This is a genomic window from Phyllobacterium phragmitis (assembly GCF_002980495.1).
Taxonomy (GTDB): Bacteria; Pseudomonadota; Alphaproteobacteria; order Rhizobiales; family Rhizobiaceae; genus Paramesorhizobium; species Paramesorhizobium phragmitis.
In genome coordinates, this window is the sequence record NZ_PVBR01000022.1 from 1 (window position 1) to 17,770 (window position 17,770).

Here is a 17,770-nt window from a genome sequence, read left to right on the forward strand (position 1 = left end):
CATTGTGATCTCCTTGAGGGCCTCGCGGTTCCCCAAGGAGATCATCTGATATCAGGACCCTACTCCCGAAGCCGTATAACGGCCGTTATTCGCTCCGGCAGAGCCGGAGGCTTAGCGGATAGAGTTACAGCACCGAAGCGATGCTTTCGATGAATGGCTGATAACGCACGAGCATCAGATCCTCGCGCTCGAAACGGCTGCCGATCTTGGACAGGCGGGACATCACCTGTTGTCCGTCTCCCGGCCCGATCGGCGCGATCATCACGCCATTGCTGGCCAGGAGATCGACGAAATGGCGCGGCATGCTTTCGAAAGCCGGCCAGACGATGATTCGGTCGAACGGCCCGCCGCCCGGCGGCCCATGGCGTCCATCGGCATGTTTGACGACGACATTCTCGATCTTGAGCGCCTGCAGCCGCTGGCGTGTCTGCTCCACCAGCGTCTTGTAGCGCTCGATCGTCGTGACACGGCCGCCGAGCCGGCCCATGATCGACGCCGTGAAGCCGGAGCCGGTGCCGATTTCCAGCACACGCTGCCCTTCCTCGATGCCTAGCGCGGAGATCAGCCGGGCCTGATCATCGAGCCCTTCGATATATTCGCCGCAATCGAGCGGAATAGTGCGATTCTTGTAGGCGACATCCGCCCATAAGCCGTTGACGAAACCGCGCCGGGGCGTGACCTCGATAGCGGTGAAAAGACGCGGATCATTCAGCCCGCGCCCACGCATCCTGAGCACGAAAGCGGCGAACTCCTCGCGCTCCGACAGCTTTGGCGTCATAGGGCGTCCGCACCGAGAACCGCAGCCAGAGCCGCCCGGCTCTTATGCGCGGTCAGATCGAGCTGCAACGGCGTGATCGAGATGGCATCCGTCCGGATCGCCGCCACATCGCTGTCGGCGGCGACATCGGCCTTGCCGCGGCCGAAGCGCAGCCAGAAATAGGGGAAACCGCGCGCATCCCGGCGCTCGTCTATCGAAGCCTCGTGCGAAAGCTTGCCCTGCACCGTCACGCGCGTCGCGGTGACGGCATCGGGTGCACAATTGGGGAAATTGACGTTCAACAGAACGTCTCGAGGGATATCCGCCTTGATCAGTTTCCTGATGAGAGCGGGCGCGCAAGCCTCGGCGGTTGCCCAGGGGACGATGCGGTTGCCCTCCTCGAACTCATATTCCTGCGAAAGCGCGATGGAACGGATGCCGAGCAGCGTCCCCTCGATCGCGCCGGCCACCGTGCCCGAATAGGTCACGTCATCGGCGATATTCGCCCCGGAATTGACGCCCGACAACACCAGATCGGGTGGCTCGGGCATGATCTTGCGCACGCCCATGATGACGCAATCGGTCGGCGTGCCGCGCAGCGCATAATGGCGGTCGTCGATCTTGCGCAGGCGCAGCGGCTCGGAAAGCGTCAGGGAATGCGCCAGCCCGCTCTGGTCCGTCTCCGGGGCAACCACCCAGATATCGTCCGAAAGCTGCCGTGCGATCCGCTCCAGAACCGCCAGCCCTTCCGCATGGATTCCATCGTCATTGGTCAGGAGAATGCGCAAGTCCCAATTCCTTCCTGTGGTTTTCACACGGGCTTTATTCCGGCTTTTCGATCCTGGAGAGCCCGCCCATGTAAGGAAGAAGAACTTCAGGAATGGTTACGCTGCCGTCCTCCTCCTGATAATTTTCGAGCACCGCGACCAGCGCCCGGCCGACCGCGACGCCCGAGCCGTTCAGCGTATGGACGAAGCGCGTCGCCTTCGAGCCTTCGGGGCGATAGCGGGCATTCATGCGGCGCCCCTGGAAATCGCCGCAGACCGAGCAGCTCGAAATCTCGCGATAGGCATTCTGCCCCGGCAGCCAGACCTCGATGTCATAGGTCTTCTGCGCGCCGAAACCCATGTCGCCGGTGCAGAGCACCACGGTGCGGAACGGCAAGCCGAGGCGCTTCAAAACCTCCTCGGCGCAGGCCGTCATCCGCTCATGCTCCTCGACCGAGCTCTCGGCATCGGTGATCGACACCATCTCGACCTTGTAGAACTGGTGCTGGCGCAGCATGCCGCGCGTATCCCGCCCCGCCGAACCCGCTTCCGAGCGGAAACACGGCGTCAGCGCCGTCATGCGGATCGGCAGGTCTTTCAGGTCAAGAATCTCATCGCGCACCAGATTGGTCAGCGGCACTTCGGCGGTGGGGATCAAGAAAAATCGATCCGTGGGCAGAACAGACTCAATATCTGCGGTTAAAATTGTCGTACCCAGTCCGCCGAGCCCATATTGCGCTAGAGCCGCACGCCTCGCTTTCTCGTTAAGCTCACCGAAATTCAAATCGCGATAAGTCGCGAATAAATCCTCTTCAAACTTCGGCAACTGCCCCGTTCCGAACATTGCTTCATCCCGCACCAGTAGCGGTGGGCTCACCTCCATATACCCATGCTCCCCCGTGTGCAGGTCGAGCATGAACTGGCCGAGCGCGCGTTCCAGCCGCGCAAGCTGGCCCTTCAGCACGGTGAACCGGCTGCCCGAAAGCTTCGCGGCGCGTTCGAAATCCATGGTGCCCATGGCTTCGCCGATCTCGAAATGCTCCTTGGGCGAAAAGGCGAAATTGCGCTGGTTGCCCACACGCCGGATTTCGACATTGTCGGCCTCGTCCTTGCCGACCGGCACATCGTCGAGCGGCAGGTTCGGGATGACCGCAAGCGCGTCGGCCAGTTCCTTGTCCAGACGGCGCTCTTCTTCCTCAGCGCCCTGCAGAAAACTCTTGATCTCGGCGACTTCGGCCTTCAGCTTCTCCGCCGTGTCGGAATCCTTCTGCGCCATCGCCTTGCCGATGTCCTTGGATGCCGCATTGCGGCGCTCCTGCGCCTCCTGCACCCGGCCGACATGCTGACGCCGCTTTTCGTCGAGCGCCACCAGGCCGGCGGACAAGGGCGCCATGCCGCGTTTCGCAAGGGCGTTGTCGAGAGCTTCCGGGTTCTCGCGTATCCATTTGATATCAAGCATGGGATTGGCCGTGGATAAGAATTGAACGGGGCGGATGCCGGCAAACCGGCATCCAGGACTGACGACGCCGAACGAAAGATCAGGACGCGGACTTGCTCGCTTCCGCAGCCTTCTCGGCTTCAGCGAGTGCCCGCTTCCGCTCGATCATTCGCGCCGCCCAGATGGAAATCTCGTAGAGAAGGATGGTCGGCAAGGCAAGGCCGATCTGGCTCACCGGATCTGGCGGCGTCAGGATCGCCGCCGCGATGAAGGCGATGACGATGGCGTATTTGCGCTTCTCCTTCAGCGTCTGCGAGCTGACGAGCCCGGCCCGCGCCAGAAGCGAGGTGACGACGGGAAGCTGGAAAACCAGTCCGAAGGCGAAGATCAGCGTCATCACCAGGCTGAGATATTCCGATACTTTCGGCAGAAGCGAAATCTGCACCTCGCCTGCTCCGCCCGTCTGCTGCATGGCGAGGAAAAACCACATCACCATCGGCGTGAAGAAGCAGTAGACCAGTGCCCCACCGAGCAGAAACAGCAGCGGCGATGCCACCAGGAATGGCAGGAATGCCATGCGCTCATTCTTATAGAGCCCCGGCGCCACGAACTTATAGAGCTGCGACGCGATGACGGGAAAGGCCAGGACAAGCCCGCCGAACATCGCCACCTTGACCTGTGTGAAGAAGAATTCCTGCGGCGCCGTATAGATGAGCTCCGCCTTGGAACGGTCCATGCCGGCCCAATCGAGCGCCCACTGGTAGGGAACGACCAGGAAATTGAAAAGCTGCTTGGCGAAGGTGAAACACAGCACGAAAGCGACGAAGAACGCCACAATCGCCCATATCATCCGGCGGCGCAGTTCGATCAGATGCTCGATCAGCGGTGCCGAGCTTTGCTCGATGTCGTCGTCTTCGCCGGTCACGCTTTCGATCCTGTCTCGTCTGCTTTTGTTTTTGCCCGCGTGGCCTTCGCCGCACGAGGCTTTGCAGCCGCAGCCGGTTTTGCCGCCGGCTTCATCGACGTTTTGGCCGAAGAATTCGACGCTTTGGCGCGCGCCGCCGTCTTTCTTGCCGTCTTCGCAGGTTTTTCCGCCGCCGCCGCATCGGCTTGAGGCGCCGAAACCGCTGCAGGCGCGTTCTCAACCGGCGCGTTGGCGGAAGGCACCGGCTCCGGTGGCGGAACGGGCGCGGCCTCCGGCTTCGCCGTGGTCTTGTTGAGGCTCGAGCGCAATTCCTCTCCGGCAGACCGGATCGGATCGAACATTTTCTTGATGTCCTTGCGCGGATCGAGGCTGCGGGCGTCGTCGACGACGCTCTTCACGTCGTCAAGCTCGGCTTCCCTGAGCGCATCGTCGAACTGACGGCGAAACTCGTTCGCCGTCTTGCGCATTCTGGTCGACGCCTTGCCGAATGCCCTCAGCATTCTCGGCAAGTCCTTCGGTCCGACGACCACGATCAGGATAACCGCGACCACCAGTATCTCGGACCAGCCGATGTCAAGCATGGTACTTGGACTCCATACGCATCAGAATCCCGTGGCCCCTAAGGCCGTGGCATCTGAAACATTGTCAGGACTTCGAGGTCTTCTTTGCAGGGGAGACCGGTGTATCGGGATTGTTGTCGATGGTCTTGGCCGTCTCGACTTCATCCTCGTCCTGATCCGCCATGCCCTTCTTGAAGCTCTTGATGCCCTTGGCCACATCGCCCATCAGCTCCGGGATCTTGCCACGGCCAAACAGCAGCAGCACGACGGCGAGCACGATCAACCAGTGCCAAAGTGAAAAACTACCCATAACATTCCTCTTGTTGCCGGATCGCAGAAAGCGAAAATCCAAACCAGTTGCCGTGATTTAAGCTTTTTCTCCGCATCTTTCAAACGGAACTATATCGTGACCGGCGGTGCGCAGGGAAATTTTTTCGGGCCCTTGCGTCAGATTGCCCCCAAATCGCAAAAAAAGAGTGGCCGGCTTTCAATCCTGCTCCACCTTGGGCGTCAGCAGCCCCAGTTCTTCCAGGTCGATATCGGTGAGCGGCTCCTCGTCCTCGGTCAGTTCATCGTGATCGATCGATGGCACGGGAATGGAGAACTGCGATGGCATGCGCGCCGAAAGAAGCCCTGCCCCGCGCAACTCCTCCATGCCAGGCAGATCGCGGATATCGGGCAAGCCGAAATGATCGAGAAAGCTCTCCGTCGTGCCATAGGTGACAGGCCGGCCGGGCACGCGGCGGCGGCCGCGCATCTTGATCCAGCCCGTTTCCATCAGCACGTCGAGCGTCCCTTTCGACGTCTCGACCCCGCGAATGTCTTCGAGTTCCGCGCGGGTCACCGGCTGGTGATAGGCAACGATGGCCAGAACTTCCAGCGCCGCCCGCGACAGCTTCCTCTGCTGGACGGCCTCGCGGCTCATCAGGAACGTCAGATCGGCCGCGGTCCGGAATGCCCACGCGTCGCCCGAGCGCACGAGATTAACGCCGCGCCGCTGGTAATCGGACTGCAACGCCCTAAGCACCGCGGGGATATCGACATTCGACGGCAGTCGTTCGGCCAGCGCCCGCTCCGACACCGGTTCCGCCGAGGCAAAGATCAGTGCCTCGGCCATCCGCACCGCCTCCGCCATCGCCAGCCGCGCCGCGGAGACGTCCGTGCCGGCGGGGTCAGTGACGGGAAACGACACGACCTGCGCTTTGCCCGTGTCAGACATCGCCTGGCTCCTCGACCGGCGCTGCGCCTCGCCTGGTGCGCATGTAAAGCGGCTTGAACGGCGATTCCTGGCGTATCTCGATCCTCCCTTCCCTGACGAGCTCGAGACTTGCGGCAAAGGAGCTGGCAAGCGCGGTGGCCCGCTCGCGCGGCGACGGGATGAAGGCGATCAGGAACTGGTCCAGCGCCGTCCAGTCGCTCATCTCGCCCATCAGCCGCGTCAGGATCGTACGCGCTTCCTTCAATGACCAGACGGTGCGCTGCGCGATCTCGACCCGGGCGACGGCCGCCCGCCGCTGGCGCTGCGACGCATAGGCGGTCAGGAGATCGTAAAGCGAAGCGGAAAACTGGTTTCTCTTCTCCACCACCACCAGTTCCGGCATCCCGCGGGCGAATACGTCGCGCCCGAGCCGATTGCGATTGACGAGCTTGACCGCCGCGTCCCGCATCGCCTCCAGGCGCTTCAGCCTGAATTGCAGGACCGCCGCCAGCTCCTCACCGGTTTCGCCGTCGTCTCCAGGCGATTTCGGGATCAGCAGCTTGGATTTCAGATAAGCGAGCCAGGCCGCCATGACCAGATAATCGGCAGCCAGTTCCAGCCGCAAGGCCCGTGCCTGCTCGATGAACAGCAGATATTGCTCGGTGAGCGCGAGAACCGAAATACGCGCCATGTCGACGCGCTGGTTGCGCGCCAGATGAAGCAGCAGATCGAGCGGGCCTTCAAAACCCTGGATGTCGATGACCAGCGCCGGTTCGCTGACGCCACGCTCGGCATCCGTCTGCCACAGCGCATCCATCGGCGTCGCCGCGTCATCCCTGCCTGTTGTTTTCGCGCCCGTCGCAACCAATCCCGCTAATCCCCTGAAAAATACCCGGTTATGCTACCGCCTCGAACGTGCGTTGGAATTCCTCGCGCATATCGGCCTCATCGGACAGATCGGGCTCGCCGGCGAAGACCTCGGCTATGTCAGCTCTTTCCCTAGCCTTGTCCGCCAGAACGGGCGCGCGCGCCGCCACCTTCGACAATTCGTCCATGACGCCGTTGCAGTGAAGCACGACATCGCAGCCTGCGGCAAAGATTGCGTCGGTCAAATCCCCGAAATCCCCAGAAAGTGCCTTCATGGAGATGTCATCGCTCATCAAAAGTCCGTCGAACCCGATGGTGCCGCGTATGATGGTTTCGACCACGGTCGGCGACAGCGTCGCGGGCCGGGCCGGATCGATGGCCGTGAAAACGACATGCGCCGTCATCGCGGCAGGCAAATCCGCCAATGCCCGGAACGGCACGAAATCGCGCGCTTCCAATTCTGAAAGCGGCGCATCGACCCTGGCCAGTTCCTTGTGCGTATCGGCAAAGGCGCGCCCATGTCCGGGAATATGCTTCATGACAGGCAGCATGCCGCCGGAAAGCAGGCCTTCGGCAGCGGCACGTCCTAGTGCCGCGACGATCTGCGGATCCGTGGCATAGGCCCGCGTGCCGATCACGTCATGCGCGCCTTCCACCGGAACATCGAGAACCGGCAGACAATCGGCGTTGATGCCAAGTTTCAAGAGATCGAAGGCATGAAGCCGCGACGTCAGCCAGGCCGCACGCAATCCGGCCTCTTCGTCATGGCGATAGAGCGCCCCGAGCGCCGATGCGGGCGGATAGTTGGGCGCAAGCGGCGGACGAAGTCGCTGGACGCGCCCGCCCTCCTGGTCGATGAAGACAGGCGTCGTCGGCCGCCCCGTCAGATCGCGCAGATGCGCCGTCAGATCGGAAATCTGCGTCGCCTCACCGATATTGCGCGCAAACAAAATGAAGCCCCAGGGCCGTTCGTCGCGAATGATCGCGATCTCGTCCGCCGTCAAGCTCGTTCCGGATACGCCCGCAATCAGTGCTTTTGATTCGCTCATGGTCAAACTCTATTCGGAAAAATCAGGGATAGCATGGCTTTCGTCATATTCAGGGCATGCTGTGGCAGACGATAATGGCAAAGGGCGGCTCATTCGCCGCCCCCGATATCCAGAAGAAAATCCATTCAGGAGAAAACGGCCGTCACTGCGTGACGAAGCAACTGCCACCCGCGGATTTATACCGGGTGCACAGATCAACGGCATCGCTCTTCGAACCGACATTGATGCGAACCCGGTAATAAGTGCCCTTCCCGGCGATATCGGCACGACGGATATCGACGCCGTGCCCGCCGATGATATTGCCGTAGCGCCGGGCCAGATTGGCATAGCTCTGCTGGGCTGCGTCCGCCGATGGCTGCGATGCGATCTGGATCGAATATGCTCCAGCACTTGCCGCAGCCGTTCCTGCGGCATTGGCCGCTGATGCCACCTGGGTGGGCTGAGCCGATGCTGCCGGTGTACTGTCGACGATCGTCACCGGCTGCTGAGCCGGACGCGACGGCACGACCGGTACGTTCTTCGGCTTGGCCATGGCGCTATCAGGCGTGATCGCCTGGGTGTTCACCACCCGAGCCGGCGCGTTTGCGACTGGCGTCGAATTCGGCTGTTGCGTCGGGATTCCCGCCGTCTGTGTCGGCTCGGTTGCATCGGCCGCATTATTCCTCGCGGGAAGCGCAGCGGTATTCTCAAGCGCGGCTATTTCCGTTCCAGCCGGACGCGCCTGCGGCGTCGCGACACTGGCGCTTGCCGGTGGAGATGGCGCGGCCTCCTGCGCAACGATGGTGCCGTCAGGCTTGACGACCATCGTCTGAACCCTGCGCGGGGCGAACACGGGATTTTCTCTCCCACCATTGGAAACGACCCCGTTCAGCGTGGATGGTTCGACGCGGTCATTGACCGCTGTATCGTCGAAGCTGCCGTCATCATCGTCCGCCATGCCGATATCGACGGGCTTCTCTTCGGTGTTGACCAGCGTTTTCTGCTCCGGCGCGTCAGGTGTGGTTCCCGCGACCCGGTCGTAGACGGCCTTGTCCTGGTTCGGCACCGTATTGCCACCGGGATTTTCCGGCTGGACCTTGACCGGCTGGTTGTCGGCCTGGATGACGACAGGAGTTGCAATGCCGCCGCCTGACGAAAACGCATAATAGCCAAGACCGCCGATCAGCAATGCCGCACCGGCCACCGATGCCATCACCAGACCGCGCCGCCCGCGGGCAGGCTGACGCTCATAGGCTGCAGCAGGTATATCGAGATCATCCGCCGAGTGCGGATCATAATCGAAATCCTCCTGGCCCTGCCCCGAGCCGGCCCAATGATTATAATAGTCATTCGACGTGCCGGGCGACGCGCTTGCCGGAGACGCGCTTGAATGCACCGGTTGCGGCGCTGCTTGCGATGCTCTTTCGGCCATATAGCCGCTGACGGCCGCGGCTGCGCCGGCGGCATAGGCGGCAGGCGCAGCCGTCTGCAATGGCTGCGCACCATAGGCTTGGTCCTGAACGCCGCCATGAACGCCGTATGCGTCGTTGAAGATATCATCGAAGCTGTTGCCGGCAGGCGCCTGCGTTTCGGGCGCTGGCGTCTGATCGTCCACCTCGATCGAGGTGAAGACTTCGGCAAACTCGCTTTCCAAAGCGTTCAAGCCGCTATTGGCCGCGGGCTCGGCCTCATAATCGACCTCCGGCAGATCGAGCGCATCCGTCTGATCGACCCTGGATTCCGAGACGATGACTGTCTCCACCTCGGGCGCCGGGCCGCCAGCCGCGATCCTGTAGCCGGAATGACCTGCATAGACCATGGCCTGCGCCGACTGGGCGTTATCCGTGTCGTTGAGATCCGGCACCTCGGCCTCTGCATATTGGCCGTCATCTTCGGCGCCGAAGAAATCCTCGTCGAGTTGCGGCTCCTCGCCGTCCCAGCCATTGGGCGCCGCATCGGCTCGCTCCATTTCGTCTGCCGTCGCCTCGTGTGATGGAGCGCCGTAGCCTTCATGTGCTCCGGCCCCACCCTCGGAATAGGAGGCAGCGTATGACGCCGGCTGGACGCCATGCTCGCCAGGAATGGGGGCCGGCGAAGAATAGCTTCGGGACGGGTAATAGGGATAATGGACTGCGGCAGGCTCAGCCTGGGGCGCGGGATAGCCGGCAGCAGGCGCGGCGGGCGGCGAAACCTCGTCCCCGCCGGTCAAAAGCATTTCCAGCTCGTCTTCCAGGCTGGGCGCGGCAACATAGCTTGCCACCGCCGCCGGCGCGTCACCCGCCGGATCATAGGCTGGTTCATAGATCGTCGGATCATAGCCGTCATTGTCCTGCGCGGCAGAAAAATCGCTGGAATATTCCTCGGAATCCAGCGCCGGTGCCGATGAATAGGCTTCGCCTCCATCTGCTACCGTATGATGCACATGATCGCGAGAGCCTGCGGCGAACGCGTCGTCGTCGAGGGAAAAATCCTCCACGGCCGGATCGGCGGCATCAGGCTTGCCCATCGACAGACTCAATTCGCTTTCGAGCGAAGCGGAAAAATCGAATTCGTCATCGTCAGACTGAGATGGGGAAGAAAACGCCCCCGTGTTCCCAGCTTCCGTTTCCTCGGCGCGTGGTTCCTCCACATGACGAGGTGTTGACCAATTATGGTGCATCGCCGGCGCTACTGTCGGCTGATCGTCGGGCTGAACCTCGGTATGAAGCTCCGCTTCGAGACCGCCTATCAGCTCTTGTTCGAGATCAAAGGAAAGATCATCCGCCGCCGCCTGCGAAGCAGCGTCCTTTACCGGCTCATCAAAGCCGATAATCCGTGATAGCTCCATCAGCGGATCGTCATCTTGCGACGGGCGCCCTCCGTGATCACGGTATTTTAAATTGCTGTCCGTCATGGCGTGTTCCTGCACTCTACTCGGGGCGCCAGCCGACGTCACCCATCATTGGCGATTACCAGTGCAATGTGGGCAAAAGTTGACAGCTATTTCCAGCGCTTCAGCGCATTTCCGCCGGGGCGTCCGCTCCGATAATCGACAATCCGGACGCCAGGACATCAGAAACGACCTGCACCAGCCCTAGCCTGGCAAGGGACAAGTCTGGATCGTTAACCTTAATAAAACGTAAGTCCGTATTTTCCGTTCCCTTGTTCCATTGCGCGTGGAAGGAACTGGCGAGATCATAGAGGTAGAAAGCCAGCCTGTGCGGCTCCTGGTGAAGTGCCGCACTTTCGATCAGTCGCGGATATTCCGCAAGCTTGCGGACAAGCGCGATTTCGCTCTCATCGGTAAGCTTTTCCAGATGCCGGCCCAGCGTCTGCCGGTCGAGCTTCTCGAAGCCGGCCAGGTCCTTCGCCTGCCGGAATACCGAATGGCAGCGCGCCGAGGCATATTGCACGTAGAACACCGGGTTGTCCTTGGAGTGCTCCGTCACCTTGGCGAAATCGAAATCGAGCGGCGCATCGTTCTTGCGGTAGAGCATCATGAAACGCACCGGATCGCGCCCGACTTCATCGACCACATCGCGCAGCGTCACGAACTCGCCCGACCGCTTCGACATGCGCACCGGCTCGCCGGCGCGGAAAAGCCGGACGAGTTGGCACAGTATAGCCGTCAGTTCCGCCTTGCCGCCGGAAACGGCCCGCGCCACAGCTTCCAGCCGTTTGACATAGCCGCCATGGTCGGCGCCGAGCACATAGATCATCTCCTCGAAACCGCGATCGTATTTGTTCTTGAAATAGGCGACGTCGGCTGCGAAATAAGTGAATGTCCCGTCCGATTTCATCAGCGGACGGTCCATGTCGTCACCGACATCGGTGGAACGGAACAAAGTCTGCTCACGATCTTCCCAATCGTCCGGCAATTGCCCTTTCGGCGGCGGCAGCTTGCCCTTGTAGACATGCCCCTTCAACGTCAGATCGTTGATCGCCGAGCGGATCGTCCGCGCATTGTCGGCATGTAGCGACCGTTCCGAGAAGAACACATCATGATGGACGTTCAGCGCATCCAGATCGGACCGGATCATCGCCATCATGGCATCGATGGTATGATCCTTGACGATGGCGAGCGCCTCCTCGTCAGGCATCTGCAGCAATTCCCGGCCATATTGGCTGGCAAGCGCCTCGCCGACGGGAACAAGATAGTCACCGGGATAAAGCCCTGAGGGTATTTCGCCTATCTCGTCGCCCAGCGCTTGGGCGTAGCGCAGCATCACCGAGCGCGCCAGAACGTCGATCTGCGCGCCGGCATCGTTGATGTAATATTCCTTGGTGACGTCATATCCGGCAAATTTCAGCAGATTGGCCAGCGCATCGCCCACCACCGCCCCCCGGCAATGGCCGACATGCATCGGTCCGGTCGGGTTTGCCGAGACATATTCGACATTGACCTTGCGTCCGCCGCCGACCGTCGAGCGGCCGTAATCGGTTCCGTCCGCGATCATCGCAGTCAATTGCCGATGCCAATAGCTGTCCTTCAGCTGCAGATTGATAAAGCCCGGACCGGCGACGTTGACCGACGCCACATCCGCATCCGCTTCCAGCGCCGTGGCGATACGCGTGGCGAGTTCGCGCGGCGCTTCCCCGACGGCCTTGGAAAGAACCATGGCTGCATTGGTCGCGATATCGCCATGCGATGGATCGCGCGGCGGTTCCACGCTGACGCGGGACAAATCAAGCGCGGCACCATCTTTTGATTGTAAATCAATGCCTTGCAGCGTCTTTTTGATGCGCGAGTCAAAATCTGCGAAGATATTCATGGTCTGTCCCGGATTTATGTTGGGCCCCGCTTAAGCCAATTCGGGTGTGTGGTCAAACAGCCGCCGATGCTCGCGTATGGCGTAGTTGTCGGTCATGCCGGCGAGAAAGTCGGCGATGCGGCGGGCCTGGACCGGCAATGCGCATGTCTCCAGCCCCGCATGCCACTCCTCGGGCAGCGCGCTCGGATCATTCATATAAGCGTCGAAGAGATCGCGCACGATCTGGTCGGCGGAGTTCCTGACGGAAACCACATTCTCGTGAAAATACAGGTTCTTGTAGAGAAAACGCTTCAGGGTCTTCTCCGCCTCGCGCATGGCGGGAGAAAACGCCACCAGGGTCGAAGGCGCGCCCCGCACATCCTCGACCGAACCCGGATCGCGGGCGGCGATATTGCCCTGCGACTGTCCGATGACATCCTCGACCATCATGGTGATCTGCCGGCGCACCAGCTCATGTCCGGTCCGCACCGCATCGAGAGATGGATACCGGCCACGCACCTGATCCAGCAATTGCTGCGTCAAAGACACCTCGTCGAGGATATCGAGCGTCAGGAGCCCCGAACGTAGCCCGTCATCGATATCATGCGCGTTGTAAGCGATATCGTCGGCGATTGCCGCGCATTGCGCCTCCAGGCTGGCAAAGCTCGAAAGTTCCAGATCATGCTGCGCGCTGTAATCGAGGATCGGCTGCGGCACGCTCTCGCCATTCGCTTTAGCACCGGTCAGCGGTCCATTATGCTTGACCAGCCCTTCGAGCGTTTCCCAGGTCAAATTGAGACCATCGAAATCGGCATAGCGCCGCTCGAGCCTGGTGACGATGCGCAAGGACTGAGCATTGTGATCGAAACCACCGAAATCCTTCATCTTTTCGTTGAGCGCATCCTCCCCCGTGTGACCAAATGGCGTGTGCCCGAAATCATGCACCAGCGCGATCGCTTCGGCCAGGTCCTCGTCGAGCCGCAAGGCGCGCGCCAGTGCGCGTGCAATCTGCGCCACCTCGATCGTATGCGTCAGCCTTGTCCTGTAGTGATCGCCCTCATGCGCGATGAAGACCTGCGTCTTGTGCTTCAGGCGGCGAAAGGCCGTCGAATGGATGATGCGGTCGCGGTCGCGCTGGAACGGCGTGCGCGTCGGGCTTTCGCTCTCGGGAAAGAAGCGCCCGCGGCTTTTCTCGGGATCGCAGGCATAGACAGCCCTCTCCCGGTAGCCGAAACCGATACCTCGCAAACTCATTGCACCAAAACCATCACCGTAATATGATTACACAAACCAACCAGCCGCGTTGACTTCGTGTCCGTCAATTCATAGCTATGCATAGAGTGAATTCATAGCTGCGCGTTGGAAATGAACGCAAGGGCATGAAATTCTCTCTTTGCAGAATTTACCGTGGATCCGATGATGAGTGAAATGACGAACGTTTCCGTATCCGATGCCGCCGCAAGGCGCATTGCTGCGATTCTCAAATCCGAACCTGACAAGACTGCGCTTCGCGTTTCTGTCGAGGGCGGTGGCTGCTCGGGTTTCTCCTATAAATACGATCTGGTCGATACACAGGGCGAAGACGACATCGTCATCGAAAAGCACGGCGCGAAAGTCCTCATCGACACGGTTTCGCTGCCCTATATGGATGGTTCCGAAATCGATTTTGTCGATGATCTCATGGGCCAGTCGTTCCAGATCAAGAATCCCCATGCCGTCGCCTCCTGCGGCTGCGGCACCAGTTTCTCCATCTGAAATCGACACTAGAGCGCCGTGCGTCCAATTGGACGCACAAAGGACGCTCTAAGCCTTTGAATCTACGCATCGTGCTTTCCGAAAATCGATTCCGATTTTCGGGCCGATGCTGTAGAGCGCCGCGCGTCCAGTTGGACGCGCGGCGCTCTAATACTTTGAATTATGCGGTAGGGGACATCTCGATCGGGCTCTTGCCCTCAGCCGTATGACGGCCTATGCCTGAGACCATGAAAATCGTCACCTGGAACATCAACGGCATCAAGGCGCGCATCGATAACCTTCTGCACTGGCTGAAGGAATCAGAGCCTGACATCGTCTGCCTTCAGGAAATCAAATCCGTCGACGAACAATTTCCCAGGCTGGAGATCGAGGCCCTGGGTTATCATGTCGAAACACATGGCCAGAAGGGTTTCAACGGCGTCGCCATCCTTTCCAGGAGCACACCTGACGAAGTATCGCGCGGCCTTCCCGGAGATGACACCGACGAGCAGGCCCGCTTCATCGAAGCCGTATTTTCCAGAGCCGCCGGCGTTGTCCGCGTCGTTTCGCTTTACCTGCCGAACGGCAATCCGGTGAACACGGAGAAATACCTCTACAAGCTCGCCTGGATGGAAAGGCTGGAGCGCTGGGCGGAGCACCGCCTCGCCCTGGAAGAACCGCTGGTGCTTGCCGGCGACTATAATGTGATACCGCAGCCGGAAGATGCGAAGCATCCTGAGCAATGGCTCAACGATGCGCTTTTCCTCCCCGCGACGAAGCAGGCGTTCCGCAGGCTGGGAAATCTCGGGTTCAGCGACGCTATCCGCTCGGTCAGCGATGCACCCGGGCTCTATTCGTTCTGGGATTATCAGGCAGGCGCCTGGCAGAAGAACAACGGCATCCGCATCGATCACCTCATGCTATCGCCGGAAGCCGCCAACCATCTGGCTTCCGCCAATATCGAAAAACATGTGCGGGCCTGGGAAAAACCGTCCGATCACGTGCCGGTCACGATCGAACTGGCGCTTTAAGCAAGTCCCGGAGCAACTATGGCATCGCTGAGGCATGGCTTCTTGTGACAAGCACAGGAATCCATGTTTCGACGACGCCGCAATCTCAACGGCGCAGAACGCGCTCAAAGCCAGGCGCTTCCTCAAAACCGGAATACGCTAGAAATCACCTGTCCGGACGATATCGCCCGCCAGCGAAATTGCCGTCCGCCGGTCTGCCTCACCGGAAATCGAGAAGGCCTGTTCCTGCATGTCGCGGATCCACCCGCAATCTTCCGTAGGACAGCGCTCGATTGCCGCGGTGAGCATAGCCAAGCCGCGTACGGTCTTGCCTGCCTGGAACAGCATGTTGCCGAGCATGGCTTGTGCACTCGCATTGCCCTTCTGGGCAGCGAGCCGGAACCAGCGGGCGGCCTGTACGGGGTTGCGTTTCCCCCCCTCGCCTTTCAACAGCATCATGCCCAGTTCGAACTGCGCCGCCGGATCACCGAAATTCGAAGCAGCCTGAATGTAGAGATCGCGAGCGACATTCGCATTAGCATGCACGGGCGACCCTGGAATGCCGCGTTTCACATAGCCGGCCAGTGCGACGAGCGCGTCAGCGACATAGCTTTCGTTCTGCGAACCGGGCTCGGCCCCATCGCGCACGACCTTCTCGAATATCTGGTAGGCCTCGAAATCGTTTTCCTTGACGCCGTCGCCATCCGCATACATGCGTGCAAGCTTCCATTTGGCGCCCTGATGGCCTTTTTCCGCGGCATCGCGCAATGCTTTGAGCGCCTCGTCCTTATGACCGCTCTTATAGGCGGAAAAGCCGAACTTGAAGAGCTCGAAGGGGCTACGGCTCTTCTCATCGTCAGGCATATCGAAAGCACGAGCCTGTCCACACAGGACGGCAAACGTCATGACAAGTCCAAATACCGGATATGTGAGGTGCTTAACGACTCGCATCACAAAGCTTTTCTTTCACGCTAGCGGGCAACATTTCGGCTGACCGGTACTGGTCAGCCGTACTGGGCTACCGCTTGAGAAAACATGATCCGTGTTTTCGGCAAGAGTACGGCTGTGATACGGCACCACCCCGCGCCCCGCGATTTTGGCACGCGCGGATATCCGCACGATCCAAGCCGGACCTGGCTGAAACAGCGGATTTTCCTTTGAAATAGCCAGCGTATCCATTCCTGCTCCGCGCCGCGATATGGCGGCATATCTACCTGCCGGGCCAGCGTTCTTGTGCTTGTCGTGGCCCCGTCTCTTTCGGGTGCTCCGGGTTTGTGGCGGGAAATGGGCAAAACCGCCCGCACGTCTTTCTACACGATCCATGGCGAAGAACTGTTGCTGAATCGACACAAAATTGGGAGCAGAATTCACCCTGAAAGCATTTGCGAGCAACGGGAGGTAACGCTTCAATAACCAAGCCCCCAAAAGAAAGCCCGGCAAAAGCCGGGCTCTCCAGAACAATGCTCGGGAATCCGGCTTCAGAATTTCAGCTTCGCCGAAACCGAAAGCGCGCCGACGAAATCATTGTCGAAATCGGCGATAGAGCCGGTGAGATTAGGTTTACCGCCGATAACGGTGTTGTCCTTGGTTCCAGACGTCAGCAGACCCACGACACCGGCGAGGCGGACTTCAATCCTGTCGTTCGGCGAGTAGGTCGTACCGAGACCGAGGGTCCAAGTATCGGTCTGAGACTGCAGGCCAGTCGACGTGCCGCGATCCCAGGTGAGGCTCGATGCCACCGACCACTGGTCGTTGAGCTTGTGCCCGACACCGCCGGTAACAGTCCAGCCATCGCGGTAGTAGAGATCAAGGCCGGTGATCCGGGCCCCTACCGGGATTGCGCCGAATGGTCCCGGAAGACTCGCGCTCGTATTCAGGAAGTTAATGGCATCCTGGTTCGACCAATGGGTCCATTTGACCGAGCCGAACGCCAGCCAGTTCGGCGCAATGCCGGTCTGGAATTTGAATTCGACAGAGTCCGGAACTTCGGCCTCGCCCACGACGGGAATCGTAATGGGAAACAGGCCGGTGATCGTCCCTTCCAGATCGTATTTCACCTTCGACTGGTAGACCACCGAGGCGCGCAAGGCATATTCGGGAATCTCATAGGCCGCGCCGAGGCGCCAGCCCCAGCCCTTGTCTTCGACATTGAGATAGCCGGTTCGGAACGGCAGCGATGCGCCAAAGGGGGTGGGAAAGCCGGCAGGCAGATAGCGGGACTGATAGCCCTCGACTTCCTGATAGGAAACGCCGCCCAGGATGCGGAAAAAGCCTTTCTCACCGGCCGCGAAGCGGTAGGAGCAGTTGACGCCATAATCGCGCGAGGTGATTTTCTGCTCGATTGCCGTATACATCTCCACCGTGCCCGTGCCGACATCGGTGTGGATGCCGATCGGCTCGCGATATTGCGCGGCGCAGGCGAGATCGTCGGTCAGGTCGACCTTGGCCGAGAACTTCGGCACCGCATAGCCCCGGGCTTCACTGGTGCTCGTTTCATAAGGACGACGAGTAATCGGATTGATGCCGCCGGTCGCGGCCCCCACCGCCGATCCGCGAATATTCTTCAGCTTCCGCCCCGGTTTGACGTAGGTGACGCCCGATTCGATACGTGTACCCGGCTCGAACAGGATGTCGAAATCCTGCGAGCTGCGTTCCAGGCCCCCCGCCTGTGCGCTGACAACGGTTCCGGCTGCGATAAGCGCTGCCCCGATGATGGTTGTTGTTCCCCTGCTCATATGTCCTCCCCAGACCATAGT

The 17,770-nt window shown here is 60.4% G+C and carries 17 protein-coding genes; 2 read left to right on the forward strand and 15 right to left on the reverse strand.

Features of this window, described 5'->3' with window-relative positions; all coding sequences use genetic code 11:
• Positions 1 to 124: 124 nt before the first annotated feature.
• From C5748_RS22220 to C5748_RS22275, 12 genes are all read right to left on the reverse strand, one after another.
• The gene (locus C5748_RS22220) at positions 125 to 778 is read right to left on the reverse strand and encodes a protein-L-isoaspartate(D-aspartate) O-methyltransferase (protein ID WP_105744455.1); all 654 of its coding nucleotides are present in this window, start codon (positions 776 to 778) and stop codon (positions 125 to 127) included.
• Positions 775 to 1,545 carry a 5'/3'-nucleotidase SurE gene (gene surE / locus C5748_RS22225; RefSeq protein WP_105744457.1) on the reverse strand — a complete coding sequence of 257 codons (771 nt, stop codon included), beginning with the start codon at positions 1,543 to 1,545 and terminating at the stop codon, positions 775 to 777. The genes C5748_RS22220 and surE overlap by 4 nt, the downstream gene beginning before the upstream one ends.
• A 34-nt stretch (positions 1,546 to 1,579) precedes the next feature.
• On the reverse strand, positions 1,580 to 2,983 hold the full coding sequence (gene serS / locus C5748_RS22230; RefSeq protein ID WP_105744459.1) for a serine--tRNA ligase: 1,404 nt from the start codon (positions 2,981 to 2,983) through the stop codon (positions 1,580 to 1,582).
• A 79-nt stretch (positions 2,984 to 3,062) separates the two neighbouring features.
• A complete protein-coding gene (gene tatC / locus C5748_RS22235; RefSeq protein WP_105744461.1) occupies positions 3,063 to 3,887 on the reverse strand; it encodes a twin-arginine translocase subunit TatC in 825 nt (274 codons plus the stop codon).
• Positions 3,884 to 4,468 (reverse strand): Sec-independent protein translocase protein TatB, encoded by a 585-nt coding sequence (gene tatB, locus C5748_RS22240; RefSeq protein ID WP_105744463.1) that lies wholly within the window; start codon positions 4,466 to 4,468, stop codon positions 3,884 to 3,886. Before tatB ends, tatC begins: the two co-directional genes overlap by 4 nt.
• Before the next feature lie 64 nt (positions 4,469 to 4,532).
• Entirely contained in the window at positions 4,533 to 4,757 is a 225-nt protein-coding gene (locus tag C5748_RS22245; protein WP_105744585.1) for a twin-arginine translocase TatA/TatE family subunit, read from the reverse strand.
• A gap of 177 nt (positions 4,758 to 4,934) precedes the next feature.
• Complete coding sequence (gene scpB / locus C5748_RS22250; RefSeq protein ID WP_105744465.1) at positions 4,935 to 5,666, reverse strand: SMC-Scp complex subunit ScpB; 732 nt, start codon at positions 5,664 to 5,666, stop codon at positions 4,935 to 4,937.
• Entirely contained in the window at positions 5,659 to 6,462 is an 804-nt protein-coding gene (locus C5748_RS22255) for a segregation and condensation protein A (protein WP_105744467.1), read from the reverse strand. Before C5748_RS22255 ends, scpB begins: the two co-directional genes overlap by 8 nt.
• A 79-nt stretch (positions 6,463 to 6,541) precedes the next feature.
• Positions 6,542 to 7,561, reverse strand: coding sequence for a beta-N-acetylhexosaminidase (gene nagZ, locus C5748_RS22260; RefSeq protein ID WP_105744469.1), 1,020 nt, complete (start codon positions 7,559 to 7,561; stop codon positions 6,542 to 6,544).
• A 142-nt stretch (positions 7,562 to 7,703) separates the two neighbouring features.
• Positions 7,704 to 10,433 carry an SPOR domain-containing protein gene (locus C5748_RS22265; RefSeq protein WP_105744471.1) on the reverse strand — a complete coding sequence of 910 codons (2,730 nt, stop codon included), beginning with the start codon at positions 10,431 to 10,433 and terminating at the stop codon, positions 7,704 to 7,706.
• Between the two features lie 100 nt (positions 10,434 to 10,533).
• Positions 10,534 to 12,291 (reverse strand): arginine--tRNA ligase, encoded by a 1,758-nt coding sequence (gene argS / locus C5748_RS22270; RefSeq protein WP_105744473.1) that lies wholly within the window; start codon positions 12,289 to 12,291, stop codon positions 10,534 to 10,536.
• 30 nt (positions 12,292 to 12,321) lie between these two features.
• On the reverse strand, positions 12,322 to 13,524 hold the full coding sequence (locus C5748_RS22275) for a deoxyguanosinetriphosphate triphosphohydrolase (protein ID WP_105744475.1): 1,203 nt from the start codon (positions 13,522 to 13,524) through the stop codon (positions 12,322 to 12,324).
• Positions 13,525 to 13,698: 174 nt separating this feature from the next.
• Here C5748_RS22275 and erpA point away from each other — a divergent pair, with 174 nt between their 5' ends.
• A complete protein-coding gene (erpA, locus tag C5748_RS22280) occupies positions 13,699 to 14,025 on the forward strand; it encodes an iron-sulfur cluster insertion protein ErpA (protein WP_105744476.1) in 327 nt (108 codons plus the stop codon).
• Positions 14,026 to 14,252: 227 nt separating this feature from the next.
• Positions 14,253 to 15,035, forward strand: a complete 783-nt coding sequence (xth, locus tag C5748_RS22285) for an exodeoxyribonuclease III (protein ID WP_105744478.1) — start codon at positions 14,253 to 14,255, stop codon at positions 15,033 to 15,035.
• A 138-nt stretch (positions 15,036 to 15,173) separates the two neighbouring features.
• Here xth and C5748_RS22290 read toward each other — a convergent pair whose 3' ends face one another.
• Genes C5748_RS22290 through C5748_RS22295 form a run of 3 tightly spaced genes read right to left on the reverse strand, consistent with a single transcriptional unit; the run spans position 15,174 to position 17,749 of the window.
• On the reverse strand, positions 15,174 to 15,965 hold the full coding sequence (locus C5748_RS22290) for a tetratricopeptide repeat protein (RefSeq protein WP_105744480.1): 792 nt from the start codon (positions 15,963 to 15,965) through the stop codon (positions 15,174 to 15,176).
• Between the two features lie 15 nt (positions 15,966 to 15,980).
• Positions 15,981 to 16,454, reverse strand: coding sequence for a hypothetical protein (locus C5748_RS28015; RefSeq protein ID WP_146119589.1), 474 nt, complete (start codon positions 16,452 to 16,454; stop codon positions 15,981 to 15,983).
• A 38-nt stretch (positions 16,455 to 16,492) separates the two neighbouring features.
• Positions 16,493 to 17,749 (reverse strand): OmpP1/FadL family transporter, encoded by a 1,257-nt coding sequence (locus tag C5748_RS22295; protein WP_105744482.1) that lies wholly within the window; start codon positions 17,747 to 17,749, stop codon positions 16,493 to 16,495.
• Between the last annotated feature and the right edge of the window lie 21 nt (positions 17,750 to 17,770).

Excerpts from the sequence above, each read along its gene's own strand:
- C5748_RS22220 (WP_105744455.1), bottom strand. The coding sequence starts at position 778 with ATGACGCCAAAGCTGTCGGAGCGCGAGGAGTTCGCCGCTTTCGTGCTC.
- serS (WP_105744459.1), bottom strand. The coding sequence starts at position 2,983 with ATGCTTGATATCAAATGGATACGCGAGAACCCGGAAGCTCTCGACAAC.
- tatB (WP_105744463.1), bottom strand. The coding sequence starts at position 4,468 with ATGCTTGACATCGGCTGGTCCGAGATACTGGTGGTCGCGGTTATCCTG.
- C5748_RS22245 (WP_105744585.1), bottom strand. The coding sequence starts at position 4,757 with ATGGGTAGTTTTTCACTTTGGCACTGGTTGATCGTGCTCGCCGTCGTG.
- scpB (WP_105744465.1), bottom strand. The coding sequence starts at position 5,666 with ATGTCTGACACGGGCAAAGCGCAGGTCGTGTCGTTTCCCGTCACTGAC.
- C5748_RS22255 (WP_105744467.1), bottom strand. The coding sequence starts at position 6,462 with ATGGATGCGCTGTGGCAGACGGATGCCGAGCGTGGCGTCAGCGAACCG.
- nagZ (WP_105744469.1), bottom strand. The coding sequence starts at position 7,561 with ATGAGCGAATCAAAAGCACTGATTGCGGGCGTATCCGGAACGAGCTTG.
- C5748_RS22265 (WP_105744471.1), bottom strand. The coding sequence starts at position 10,433 with ATGACGGACAGCAATTTAAAATACCGTGATCACGGAGGGCGCCCGTCG.
- argS (WP_105744473.1), bottom strand. The coding sequence starts at position 12,291 with ATGAATATCTTCGCAGATTTTGACTCGCGCATCAAAAAGACGCTGCAA.
- C5748_RS22275 (WP_105744475.1), bottom strand. The coding sequence starts at position 13,524 with ATGAGTTTGCGAGGTATCGGTTTCGGCTACCGGGAGAGGGCTGTCTAT.
- erpA (WP_105744476.1), top strand. The coding sequence starts at position 13,699 with ATGACGAACGTTTCCGTATCCGATGCCGCCGCAAGGCGCATTGCTGCG.
- xth (WP_105744478.1), top strand. The coding sequence starts at position 14,253 with ATGAAAATCGTCACCTGGAACATCAACGGCATCAAGGCGCGCATCGAT.
- C5748_RS22290 (WP_105744480.1), bottom strand. The coding sequence starts at position 15,965 with ATGCGAGTCGTTAAGCACCTCACATATCCGGTATTTGGACTTGTCATG.
- C5748_RS22295 (WP_105744482.1), bottom strand. The coding sequence starts at position 17,749 with ATGAGCAGGGGAACAACAACCATCATCGGGGCAGCGCTTATCGCAGCC.